Annotated in this window: 11 protein-coding genes; 1 reads left to right on the top strand and 10 read right to left on the bottom strand. The window is 39.2% G+C overall.

The window, feature by feature from the left end:
* Window positions 1-70 precede the first annotated feature (70 nt).
* The 7 genes from ACFX4L_RS04675 to ACFX4L_RS04645 form a co-directional block, all read right to left on the bottom strand.
* Entirely contained in the window at window positions 71-907 is an 837-nt protein-coding gene (locus ACFX4L_RS04675) for an MBL fold metallo-hydrolase (protein WP_377404056.1), read from the bottom strand.
* 89 nt (window positions 908-996) lie between these two features.
* Window positions 997-1,977: an ABC transporter permease gene (locus ACFX4L_RS04670; RefSeq protein ID WP_377404053.1), complete on the bottom strand. Its 981-nt coding sequence runs from the start codon at window positions 1,975-1,977 to the stop codon at window positions 997-999.
* Window positions 1,970-2,884, bottom strand: coding sequence for an ABC transporter ATP-binding protein (locus ACFX4L_RS04665; protein ID WP_377404050.1), 915 nt, complete (start codon window positions 2,882-2,884; stop codon window positions 1,970-1,972). The genes ACFX4L_RS04670 and ACFX4L_RS04665 overlap by 8 nt, the downstream gene beginning before the upstream one ends.
* Window positions 2,881-3,672, bottom strand: coding sequence for a GDSL-type esterase/lipase family protein (locus tag ACFX4L_RS04660; RefSeq protein WP_377404047.1), 792 nt, complete (start codon window positions 3,670-3,672; stop codon window positions 2,881-2,883). The genes ACFX4L_RS04665 and ACFX4L_RS04660 overlap by 4 nt, the downstream gene beginning before the upstream one ends.
* Window positions 3,673-3,880: 208 nt before the next feature.
* Complete coding sequence (locus tag ACFX4L_RS04655; RefSeq protein WP_377404044.1) at window positions 3,881-4,825, bottom strand: bile acid:sodium symporter family protein; 945 nt, start codon at window positions 4,823-4,825, stop codon at window positions 3,881-3,883.
* Between the two features lie 67 nt (window positions 4,826-4,892).
* Entirely contained in the window at window positions 4,893-6,089 is a 1,197-nt protein-coding gene (locus ACFX4L_RS04650; RefSeq protein ID WP_375166221.1) for an MFS transporter, read from the bottom strand.
* 92 nt (window positions 6,090-6,181) lie between these two features.
* Complete coding sequence (locus tag ACFX4L_RS04645; RefSeq protein WP_377404041.1) at window positions 6,182-8,329, bottom strand: PAS domain S-box protein; 2,148 nt, start codon at window positions 8,327-8,329, stop codon at window positions 6,182-6,184.
* Window positions 8,330-8,699: 370 nt separating this feature from the next.
* Here ACFX4L_RS04645 and ACFX4L_RS04640 point away from each other — a divergent pair, with 370 nt between their 5' ends.
* Window positions 8,700-9,614, top strand: a complete 915-nt coding sequence (locus tag ACFX4L_RS04640; RefSeq protein WP_250211669.1) for a YitT family protein — start codon at window positions 8,700-8,702, stop codon at window positions 9,612-9,614.
* Window positions 9,615-9,701: 87 nt separating this feature from the next.
* Here ACFX4L_RS04640 and ACFX4L_RS04635 read toward each other — a convergent pair whose 3' ends face one another.
* The 3 genes from ACFX4L_RS04635 to recQ form a co-directional block, all read right to left on the bottom strand.
* Window positions 9,702-9,896, bottom strand: coding sequence for a cold-shock protein (locus ACFX4L_RS04635; protein WP_034307294.1), 195 nt, complete (start codon window positions 9,894-9,896; stop codon window positions 9,702-9,704).
* Between the two features lie 877 nt (window positions 9,897-10,773).
* On the bottom strand, window positions 10,774-10,980 hold the full coding sequence (locus ACFX4L_RS04630) for a cold-inducible protein YdjO-related protein (RefSeq protein WP_061463486.1): 207 nt from the start codon (window positions 10,978-10,980) through the stop codon (window positions 10,774-10,776).
* Between the two features lie 132 nt (window positions 10,981-11,112).
* A complete protein-coding gene (gene recQ / locus ACFX4L_RS04625) occupies window positions 11,113-13,236 on the bottom strand; it encodes a DNA helicase RecQ (protein WP_377404038.1) in 2,124 nt (707 codons plus the stop codon).
* Window positions 13,237-13,258: the final 22 nt, after the last annotated feature.

The following is a 13,258-nucleotide window of genomic DNA, read 5'->3' as shown; positions in this document are numbered from 1 at the left end:
CCATTTTTCATTAGTTGCTTGTTTATTGTTGACTGCTCAACAGAAATTATTCATCAAACCCTAACACATTTCATTCCACATATTTCCCATGATCCGGTTTAGCTAAAGAATCGAATTCCTTTGCCAACTTTGATAATCCCCTTTCCAATTCTTCCCCTTCAATAGGAAACCCATGCCCCGTTACGGCTACAGCAGGATTCAGACTATCCAATAACCTTACAGATTCCTTGGCAGACTCCCAATCGGTTGTCAAATACCGTGGCGGCCCTGCTATTTCTTTCTCCTGAGTGATAACCTTGTATAGTGAATCTTGCCTGACATTCACAAAAGCATCTCCAGCTATCAGACTTCGGTCACTTTCCCGAAATAGTGAAATATGTCCTTTTGAATGGCCCGGGGTGTGGACCCATTTCCAATCGCCAAGCTCGGAAACACTGTGATCATCAGGCAGGGGTTGAACTTTTTCATCCAGGTTGATTCCCTCATTCGGAAACATCCAAGAAATCTTAGCAACCATCCCCCCTTCGACAGTATAATCTGGCTCAGGATAATTTTCCTGTCCCGTTAAATAAGGCATTTCTTTAATGTGGGCATAAACAGGAGCTTCCCAATATTCCATTAACTCAATCAATGCACCAACATGATCGAAATGTCCATGTGTCAAAATAATGGCCGCAGGTGGATGATGTGGTCCGTATATTTCTTCGGCAGCTCTCTTTATCATCTCTGCTGAACGTGGCATTCCTGCATCTATCAATACCCATTTTTCATCTTTGGGGGACCCTATAAAAATTACATTAACAATTTGTACAGGCAGACAGTATATATCCTCTTTTACAATCTGAACATCGCCACTGGAAACTGAAGTCATTGGCAGGAATTTTTCATTCAAATGATTATCATCCATTATAGACCTCCTAATAAAACTTACTGTTTTTTTAAGGATACCCTGTAAAAGAAAATAAAAAACAACCTATAATTTATATAGGCTGTCTTTCAGTAAACATCCCTGCGTGTAAAAACTGTAAAAGAAATAAGTAAAGCAAGCACCCACCAAACGAGCAATGTAATGACAGAGGATATTAAGGTCATCCCTTCTATCGGAGGAGCCGTGCCGCTAATATAGGCGGTCAATTTCAAATTCACCATAAAGAAATATTTCGCTGACTCCCATGATGAAACCATATTGTTCAATATAACTCCGGAAATCAATGCAGCCAGCATAATGCCCATGCCTGCAGGGGTGCTTCGCACCAAAACCGAAAGCATGAAAGAAAGGGTACCTACCACTACCGCAACCAGCCAGACAAGCCCCAAATCCATCAAAAGGAATTTCCATTGTTCCACTAGCCTTACTTGACTGACATCCACATCAGCACCCTTTAATTCGAATCCGGTTATTACAGGTGCCCCCCAACCTTGATACCCAAAAACGATCCCTGATAAAAAATACGCCAAAAAGGCTGTCATCGCCACGATAATCGAAACTGACAAAATTAATGTTACATATTTGCTCAATAAAATTTTCCAGCGCTCAACTGGCCGTGTCAGCAGAAGCTTGATCGTGCCTTGACTATTTTCGGAAGAAACCAAATCACTTGCCACTATCATGATCAACAGCGGAATGAACAAATCAATTGCATTTTCCAAAAACATGCGAGTAAAAGTAGCGGCTCCTGGCTCTGTGGGGTTAATGTCATGATCCAGGTAATATTGCTGCTGTTTCAGACTTACTTCCAGCTGTTCACGCCACTCATCCAACATCCTATTTGAGCCCAACCGATTTTGAGTATCAATGATCTGCTGCTGAAGAGCTGCACGCCAATCATCAGTTCCCAGCTTCTCCCGCTGCTCTTCCACTTGTTTGTATTGTGCATACGTGAACATCAACACTAAAATTCCGACGATGATACCTATTATGATTAACCGTTTCTTTGCCAACAACTTCATCATTTCATTTTGGATCAAGTTATTCAATACTTCCACCTCCGACACCGGTCACTTGTAAAAATAACTCTTCCAGTCCCGGAAGCTTTCGGTTCATTTCATGTACCTTCACCCCTGCTTGGTTAAGTGCAGCATTCCATTCGGGGGTTTCGAATTCATCATAAGCTGTGATGATATATTTTTGATCTAAGGTAATATCGGTAAAACCGCTAAGGATTTCCACTCCCTTTTGTAAAGGTTCTACCCTCCAAATCATCCGTTCTTGCGTGGATAATAGGCGTTCCACTGTATCCGTTTTGATAATTTCCCCACTTTTTATAATTGCGACGCGGTCACAAAGTTGTTGTATTTCACCTAATAAGTGTGAAGAAACTAGAACACTCATGCCTTCTTCTTCAGCCAACTTTCTAATGAATTGTCGCATTTCACGGATTCCAGCAGGATCTAGACCGTTAGTGGGTTCATCCAAAATCAACAGCTTAGGACTATTAAGCATTGCCTGCGCGATTCCTAGACGCTGCCTCATACCTAAGGAATAGGTCTTCACTTTATCATGAATTCTCGCTTGCAGACCGACGAGTTCTACAACCTCGATCATTCTTTTTTCATCAACTTCAGGTAACATCCTTGCAAAGTGGAGCAAATTATTCCACCCGCTCAAAAATGGATATAACTCTGGATTTTCAACAATGCAGCCCATTTGCTTCATTGCCTTCGTAAATTCCTGACGAACATCATACCCGCATATATGGATGGAACCGGAGGATGGCTTAATCAAACCGACCAACATGCGGATCGTCGTCGTTTTACCGGCTCCATTCGGTCCTAAAAAGCCAAATACCTCACCTTCATTCAGCTCAAAATCTATTCCTTTAATAATTTCCCTTTTGCCAATCTTTTTTTTCAAGCCCTTAACAGACAACGTCACCTGTTTCATCGTTCCTCATCCTCCCATTTTATTAAAGGAGCAACCCTATCAGCAATCAAACGATAACCCTTCTGATTAGGGTGAAATTTATCTGAATACAAATACTCATTTACCGACAATTGAAATATATCAAATGTTGGGACGAAAATTGCATTCTTATAAAGAGCCACGACTTCTGCCGTTTCATTATTCCAGTCCCGTACGATGCGGTTAGTATCAAAGTCCTCATCCAACTCTATAAATGGATTATACAGGCCAAGCAATAATATGGTAGCTGTATCATTGACCTTATTGATATCTTTAAAAATTCCATGTAAATTCTCCAAATAATTCCTTCTCAATTCAGATGTGGCTTCATTATCATAATCAAGCAGGGTCTGGCCTTTTTGAAATAAATCGTTACCGCCAATCGTAACTAAAATAACATCAGCCGCTTGGATTTGGCGCTTCACTTCCGGTTGTTTCACTTGCTGCGCCAATTCTTTAGATACCTGTCCATTAATTCCAAGGTTATGGATGAGCGGTTTTTTATTATATTCACTCTCCAACTCTTCCACAACAAGTCCAACGTAGCCTTTGCCTGTTTCATCACCTGTACCACGCGTCAATGAATCACCTAACGCCACAACCGTAAAATCATCAGGCAGATCATTTTTAATGGGGGATTCCTCTATTGTTTCCATATCAGAAATCCTTTTTCCATAATGGTCAATAATTGCCCATCCTAGGCAAAATAAAAAAAACAGTCCGAGAAGAGCTGATACAATGGTAGCGGCCAATACTTTTGATTTGCTCAAAAACACTCATCCTTCCATTCATTCTCTACCTTCCATTAAATCATATTATTTCCAAAAATAAAAAACTGATTGCTCTTGATACCAAAAATCCAGGTAGCCCATCTCCTGATTGTTAACATCCTATCTTTCTTTAAACGGCACCCTACCACTTCTATCATTAAAAAAGGCAGAACGGGATTCATTTGACCCATTCTGCCTTTTTTTTGTATTACTGTTTCAACGATTCCTGCCCCGCAATGGAACTCCCTTTGATTTTGTGTGCTCTTTTTGACCAGTAGGTCGCAAGCAAAGGACCGGATATATTATGCCAAACACTGAAGATTGCGCTCGGGACGGCCGCCAGTGGCGAAAAGTGAGCTGTGGCTAATGCAGCACCTAAACCTGAGTTTTGCATGCCCACTTCAATTGAAATCGCTTTTTGATCTTCGTATGGAAGTTTTAACACTTTAGCTGCAAGAAAACCAAGTAATAATCCAATTGAATTATGCAGGACAACCACCCCGAATATAGCCAGCCCTGATTCAAGTATCTTTTCTTTATTTGAACTGACAACTGCAGCGACGACTGCCACGATTGTCACAACGGATATCAATGGAAGTGCTTTAGTTCCCTGACTTACTTTCTCTTTAAAAATAAATTTTACAAGGAGCCCTAATAAAATAGGGACCAAAACTATCTGGAAGATAGAAAATAGCATATCTTTTCCTGAAACCGGCAGCCATTTACTAGCAAGTAAATAGGTTAGTGCCGGCGTTAAAAACGGTGCAAGCAAAGTGGATACAGAAGTGACCGCCACTGATAATGCCGTATTTCCTTTAGCTAAAAATGTCATTACATTTGACGCTGTATCTCCCGGACAACATCCAACAAGGATCACTCCGACAGCCACTTCAGGTGAAAGTTCCAAGCTAGTTGCCAGGAGATATGCCACACCAGGCATGATGATGAATTGTGCAGCCACACCGATAAAAACGGATATCGGCTGCTTCAATACAGCTTTAAAATCGCTAAACGAGAGAGTGAGTCCCATCCCAAACATTATTATTCCAAGTAAAATGGATATGTATGGAGCAATCCATTTAAATGCATTCGGAAAATGACATTTAATTCTGACAATTAGCGAATTGGAGGCCTCCCTCTCATGGACGAGCAAAAAAGACCTCTTCACCATTTAAGATGAAAAGGCCTCTCGCTTTCAATAAGGGAAAAATTTAATACTATTATTTTTCTAATATACCAGTGGTTTTCTTCATTACTTTTAGGTTTTTATCTAACCTCATGAGCCATACCGTGAGCAGCATCCCAATCAGTGTAAGTAAACCGTAAAATAAATACACTGTGTATATCCCTGATTTATCCAAGATTATCCCGCCGCTGAAGGTACTGAACCAGTTTCCCAATCCATTGCCAATGGCGGAATAGAGCGTTATTGCTGTAACTGTTATACGGGCCGGGACGACTTCCCGAATATATTGTAATGCCGCAGGAATGAATAGGCCAAGTGAAAACCCTTGAATGATCGAAGTTACATATACGGTAGCCAAACTTGGTTCCGTAAAATACAAAACCCAGCGAACCAATGAAGCCGTTCCAGCCAATAAGGTTATTGGCAGCAGGCCCATTTTATGAATCCAGGTACCTGCCATTCTCATAAATGGAATTTCCGACAATACAGCTAAAAGGAACGCAATGCCAATTCCTGTATATGTCCCGCCTCTTGCCTCTACAAACAAACCATAGTATACATTATTTGCAAGGTTTGGACCAAAAATCAAGAACGTTATAGCAAGAAAGATAAGGAAACGTTTCATGGTGATCAATTCTTTCATTCCACCGAAAAGTTTTCCCTTTTCTCTAGGGGCCTCTTCAGGCAAACGAAGAGCAAGACTAGCTGCGATCAATAGACCGAAGAAAAAGGCATAAAATATAACGGAAGGACCAATGAAGGATTCCGATAACTTTCCCATTACAAACACGGCCACACCATAACCGAGTGAACCGAATAAACGGATTTTCCCATAATTCGATTTAATTCTTGTTGTATATTGAAGAGTGATGCTGTCTGAAACTGGTATAATGGCGCTTTGAAAGATAGCCAGGGCAATTGCGACGGATACTATAAGTAAATAGTGCTCAAACAGCAAGTAACCTAACCCTAATACACCAGCAAGCAACGATGTAATTGCAAGTATTTTTGCTGGTTTTCCGCTCCAATCACAGACAATTCCCCAAAAGGGTTGAAAAACGATCATCACTATCGGTCCAACAGACATGATCATACCTATTTCAATACCAGACAAACCTACCTCATTGGCTAAATAAACGCTTAATAGCGGTGTTAAACTTCCCACTGCAAAAAATGAAAATAGGTAAAATACCTTCAAGCTAAAAATATTAGCATGCTTTTGTTTTTCCAAATCCAGTTTCCCCCATGCTGTATCTACTAAACCACCATATAACTCCACAGATTCCGCATTTCATTATATCCATGCAACTTTTTCATTGCCTTCTAAGAAAAGGCTTTTTTCGTAGGGAGCACGATATTAAAGGCTGTACCCCTATTAACCTCGCTTTCGACAAAGACATTTCCCAAGTGGCTTTCTATTATTTTAAAGCTGATCATGAGACCTAACCCATTACCGGATTTTTTCGTTGTGAAAAATGGCTCTCCCAATCTCTTAAGCTGATCTGGCGGCATCCCTATTCCTGTGTCTGTTATGGAGATATGCACTTTATCCTCTTTAAGCTCAGTAATGACTTTTATGACCCCGCCGTCAGGCATGGCTTCCATGCCATTTTTAATGAAGTTCAATATGACTTGTTTTAAACGATTCTCATCACATTGTACGAGGATTTTTTCGTGAAAACAATCCCAAACCAGTGTGACTTTCTTCTTTCTTGCATCAAACTCCGTCAAGGATAACACGTTTTGAATGATTGGTATAATATTCTTCGTTTCCAATATCAACGACTGTGGTTTGGCCAATTGTAAGAATTCTTCAACTATCTCATTCACACGATTGATTTCATCCATAATAATTTCTAGATATTCTTGTTTATTTTCATCCGTTTCATCTAATTGCAAAAATTCTGTATACCCTTTCATGGAGGTCAGCGGATTCCGTATTTCATGTGCAACACCAGCAGCAAGCTGACCGACGGCAGCCAATTTATCCTGCCGATGGAGCATTTCTTCCGATTGTTTACGCTCAGTTATATCATGTCTAAGTGCCAAAAATTGAAATGGCTTACCTTCTTCGCTGAAAAATGGAACAATTGTTGTATCGACCCAATAAAAACTGCCATCTTTCGCCCTGTTTCTAATTTCACCTTTCCAAACCTTGCGTTGATGGATGGTCTTCCACATTTCATCAAAGAATTCCTTTGGGTGGAATCCGGAATTAACCAAATTATGAGTATGGCCGATCAATTCAGTTCTCTTGTAGCCGGAAACCTCCGAGAACTTTTCATTTACTTCAATAATGACCCCTTTATCATCGGTAATCGCCACTATCGAGGATTGGTTGATGGCATAATGCATATCCTCTAGTTCCTTGATTGAACCCTTTAAAGCATTTTCTGCTTTTTTACGACTGGTAATATCCGAACGGATGGAAATGTATTGATAGGGTTTGCCCCTTTTCATAAAAGGAACGATTGTAGTTTCCACCCAATAAACATCACCATCTTTAGACCGATTGCATATTTCACCATTCCATGTTTTGCCCTGGCTGATCGTTAGCCATAAGTCAGTGAAAAATTCTTTTGCATGATAACCCGAATTGATGATGGAATGGTTTTTCCCTATTAGTTCATGTTCTTCATATTGAGATATTTCCAGGAATTTTTCGTTAACATATGTAATGATTCCTTTTGCATCCGTGATGGCGACGATCGCCGATTGATCTAAAGCATAACGGATATCGCTCACAGTATTATCACTTCTTGCCAACCTCCGGCCTACAATCGTACTTGAAGCAATCAAGCTGGCAAGGATGAACAATGAGACAAAGCAAGTTAGATAAAGCATAAAAGGAGTGAGCGGAACAAATTCACCCGTTACATTTTTACCATCCATCGGTAACACTCTCAAAAAAAGATAGTACCCTTCAATGATTGCCCCGCTCATCATGAGAGTACTGACTGGCTTTAGTGAGGATTGACTTAATTTATTAAAATAAAATAATATTGCCAGGGCCGCTACAAATAAACTAAAGACACTGAAAAGCGTACTGGCGACCAACAATATGCTAAATTGCAAAGAGTGGTTTAAAGAAGACGTTCCCACAATATAATTGGATAATATTGCCACACTAAACATGAAACCGCAAAAAACGATTTGCAGTATTTGTGTTTTATATGATATCGCCAATAACCCAACCCCTGCGAGAGCAATCGCTAAAACTAATGAAAAAATTATTGTAAAAAAGTTGAATGCTGCCACCCCAGAATTATCAAGGGTTAATATGACAACAAAGTTAAGCATCCAAATAGCCACTCCCATAGAGCAGCTGCTCCCTATATACAATAGGCGTTTATATTTCTCGGTAGTCAGTAACGATGTCAGTAAATCCAACGCCGTATAACACGCCATAATTAACAAAAGTACCGCAATCATAAAGAGGACAGGATTTGATGCCACAATTGATTGTTCCATTTTTTTCTTGATCACCTCTACCGTTCTATTCTCCTATATTGTAATGGAAATTCATAGTACCTCCAAGGTTTTTTATTTCCTTATTCCTATATATTTACACACTAAATCTTAGGTGTCCCACACATCGCATGAAAATGGAGTTTTTTTCATAAATTCAATAAAATGAGAAATACTATTCTTTTGTATAGAGTAAAATAAAAATACATGATAATGACAAGCATTCACAACCTGCTTCATCATCGCATGACATACTCAATAACAAAAAGAATTATTCAGAAATATATTAATTAAGAATGTTAATTTCTTTATTTAATTATACCTATAGGTTTATAATTAAATAGAACGTATATAGAGAGAAGGAGTGGGGGGCATGATTATGTCAGACCTGGCAGGTGCAAGTACAACAGAAATTATGCACAAGAAGACCCAGCATAAAAAATTAACACTGAGACAAATATTACAGAGAGGACTTTTAATTACGATCGGTGCCGTTTTAATGGCTGTCGGCCTCGAGATTTTTTTAGTGCCGAATAACGTAATCGACGGAGGCATAACGGGAATATCGATTATGTTGTCTTACATTACGGGATGGAAACTTGGTATTTTTCTTTTCGTTTTGAATCTTCCTTTCTTTTTTATCGGTTATAAACAAATTGGAAAAACCTTCGCATTATCTACTCTGTATGGGATTTTAGTCCTTTCTATTACCACTGCATTGCTTCATCACGTACCAGCTTTCACTCAAGATATCCTCCTAGCATCCGCTTTTGGCGGAATGATTCTTGGCATTGGTGTTGGAATGGTCATTCGATATGGCGGCTCATTGGATGGTACAGAAATACTTGCTATACTCGCTAGCAAGAAGATCCCTTTTTCCGTTGGGGAGATCGTCATGTTTTTTAATTTATTCATCCTTGGCAGTGCAGGCTTCGTTTTCTCATGGGATCGCGCCATGTATTCGATCATAGCTTACTTCGTAGCTTATAAAACGATGGATATCGTCATCGCTGGTTTGGATGAGTCCAAATTTGTTTGGATTATCAGTGATGAATTTGGTGATATCGGCGACGCCATAATGAATCGCCTTGGACGCGGCGTAACATTTTTAGCTGGCGAAGGTGCTTATTCTGGTGATGATAAAAAAGTCATCTTTTGTGTAATAAACAGGCTTGAGGAAGCTAAACTTAAAGATATAGTCAAAAGCTTTGACCCTTCTGCATTTCTTGCCGTTGGGGATATCGCGGAAGTTCGGGGCGGCCGATTCAAGAAAAAAGATATTCACTAATCATTCACCTGCTTTTTGCTTCAAACAATTGGCAAAAAGATAAAAAAAGCTGAAGGGATAATCCCCTTCAGCTTTTTTTATACAGTCTTAATAGTTTCTTGGATTGTTGATTGCTTGAAGCATTCTGGTGCCGGGTTTCATCTCGCTGCTACATAACGGACAAACGTGTTCATCATTACTTGTAAAGTTATCACGAATCCAACCTTTGCAATCTTCTGATGTACATTCCCACACCTTTGTTTCTTCAGGAATGATTTCTTCCGTATTATTTCTTCTATACATGTATCTCACTCCTTAGAATTGAATTGACTTCGTCATGCATAACAGATCACAAGCCATAAAGATAAAAGAAGAATAGATGGCGATTAATCTAAATAGTGAGTAAATACCCATTCGCTTAACCATTGATTATTGTTCATTACACCCAAATTTTCCGAGTGGAAAGAACTTAAGATTACGACATGAATTTTTAATATCTCAGTAACCATTATATCATATATATGCTTTTTATATTTGAGTAAAGATTCTAAAGTAGAAATGATTCCTTAAATCTCAGTTTTTTTAATCAGATAATAAATGAAACACAGCCCCTGACTTACCCTTCAAGATAATAGAGACTGCGCTGTTCAAGAATCCATTCCATATGGTTCTTCCTGCTCAATCGGATAAACAATTCAAAGCGAATCGAGCATGAGAGTAATTTTAGTGCCAAAACCTAAAACAATGAAAGCCCTGCCTCTCTCCCATCCATACGGTTCCTAGACCGTGCCTGCGAGAATCAGATAAAAGCTTGTAAGTACATGTTTATTAATTAAAACCGTCCGTAATTCCAATTGGGAAAATTAAATTCCAAAAGATAAATGGTACATAGAAGTAAGTTAATGAAGAACAGAAATGGATCGAGGAAAATACTTGGTAATAAGATGTATTTCATTTTTCTAGATGTGTTTAACTTGTTTCTACTCCATCATGAAAATGATGGAAAATTATTTTATTAATAAAAATGTTACTTTAAATTACCCTCCAGCGTTTTCTTTTAACAACACTGAAATTATATCTTATCATATATATTTATATATGTAAAGCATTAAACCAGATTGTACTCACTCCGGCATACTTCTTTCAAGCAAAAAAAATAAAGAGGCATAATTCACCTCTTTTATTTAAATGCATTATACTCATTTTCAATTTTTGGGAGTTCCCTGACTTCCTCGACTAATTGACTACCGCACATTGGGCAATCATAGTTTTCCGATGCAAAATCTTTTCTCATCCAACCATTACAATCTGCTGATCCGCACGCATATACTATCGTATCTTCCATAACGATTTCTGGTTCCTCTGAATTCTTTTTACCAAAATACATGAGCAACCTCCTCTTTTTTATATAAAGACTCTGATTAAAGGCGCGAAATCCCACCTTTTTATCATTCCTAGTATACGCATTAAACCAAATTCTTATTTATTCATTGAAAAAATATTCCAAAAACCTAATCACCTATGCGTTTTCCAATCCTGCTTTAACCAAGATCGCTTTAATCATAAAGTAGGAAAAGTGCTCAGGTAAGGCTTCTTTTAGCGGTTTTAGTTTTTCAGAATCCAATTGTTTCGCAGTTTCCAATACAAGGTCATACTCTTTATCCGAGAAAATCCCTTCCCATTTGATATCCAAATGTTCCTCTGCACACTTTAATAAATGATTTTCAATTGAAATGGAAGACAGACCTCTCATTGTCCCGATTACCTTGATTGATTTGCCTTCCTGATATAAGCGATAGCTTTCTAAATGTGATGGCGTAGTGCTTCTCTTTACTGCTTCCTTTGTAACCATTATATTCGTTTCTAATTCAGGATGTGCCTGTACATAATTGGAAATTCCTTCTAGGAACACGGCGCCGAAGCGTTCGAACTTCTGGGTGCCCACCCCTTTTACTTCTAGGAATTCCTGTTCTGTTTTCGGCAGTTTGACGGCCATATCTTTCAAAGATGCATCGGAAAAAATAATGAATGGAGGTACATTTTCCTTACCTGCCAATTCTTTTCTTAACTGTCTCAACTCATTGAACAACCCATGATCTACACTGATGCTGCTTACTTTTTTTATTTCTTTACGCAAGACTTTTTTCTGTCCCAACAGCACTTCCCTGCCAGCATTGGTCACTTTAAGGACTGGAAATTGGCCCCCGGTCATTTCGATATACTGTTTTGCTGTAAGGAAATCAATGAAATCGCCTACATCCTTTGCAGATTGATTATTGATGATTCCATAGGTAGAAAGCTTCTGAAAGCCGAACTCTTCAATTTTCTTATTTCGTGATCCCGTAAGCACTTGGGAGATCATCGTTTTACCGAATCGCTCACCCATTCGCAACATGCATGAAAGGACCATCTGTGCTTGTGTAGTTACTTCAATAGAGTCACGTTTATCTGTACAATTTTCACAATGACCGCAATCCTCAGGATTTTCCTCTCCAAAGTATTGAAGAATGAAGGCTTGCAAACACCCTTCAGTAAAACAATAATCCTTCATTTTGTTCAACTTCTTCAATTCCTGTGATTGCCACTCCTGGGAAGGGTTTGATTGATCAATCAGAAAACGCTGAATCTGCATATCCTGGGGGGAATACAAAAGGATGCATTCACTCTCCAATCCATCCCTTCCTGCGCGACCTGCTTCCTGATAATAACTCTCCATGTTCTTTGGAGTTTGATAATGGATGACGTATCTGACATTAGACTTATCGATTCCCATCCCAAATGCAGATGTCGCTACCATTAAAGGAACGTCATCACGAATGAATTGGTCTTGCTGTTCCGAACGGTCTTGTTCATTCATGCCAGCGTGGTATCGACCTGTCTTGAATCCGGCTTTATTAAGCTTGGCATACAACGAATCGACTTCTTTCCTAGTGGCTGCATATATGATACCCGACTCATTCTTGTTTTTCTCTATATAGCGCATTAAAAAACGTCCGCGGTTTTCTTCTTTCACAACGGAAAAGAACAAGTTATCTCTTGAAAATCCCGTTGATATTGTATGCTGCCCTGATATTCCGAGCGACTGACAAATATCATCGGTCACATGCGGTGTGGCTGTTGCCGTTAATGCCAGTACAGTAGGAGCTGATGGCATGTTTTTCAATAAGGTCTTGATTTTTAAATAGCTTGGTCTGAAGTCATGGCCCCATTGAGATATGCAATGGGCTTCATCAATGGCCACCAATGAAATGTCCACATTAAATAAATCCTGTTGAAATGCAGCATTTTCCAAACGTTCCGGTGCCACATAAACCAACTTATATCTTCCTTGCTTAATATCGTTCATTCTATTGGATGATTCTAACCCCGAAATGGAGCTATTAAGAAATGTGGCATCAATCCCGTTTTGTTCGAGGGCATCTACTTGGTCCTTCATCAAGGAAATAAGTGGGGATATCACGAGTGTTACACCAGGTAACAAGAGGGCCGGGATTTGGTAACATATTGATTTACCTCCGCCAGTAGGCATGATTCCCGCTGTGTTTATTCCTCCCAACACCTGTTCGATAATCTGTTCCTGACCTTTTCGGAATGACTCATAACCAAAATACTCCTGTAAATATTCACGTGCTTTTTCCATCAATTTACTACTCCTCCTATTTACC

It is taken from the genome of Peribacillus sp. YIM B13482, assembly GCF_042787975.1.
GTDB lineage: Bacteria > Bacillota > Bacilli > Bacillales > DSM-1321 > Peribacillus > Peribacillus simplex_A.
Note: the sequence above shows the minus strand (reverse complement) of the source record. Positions and strands in the feature narration are given on the sequence as shown.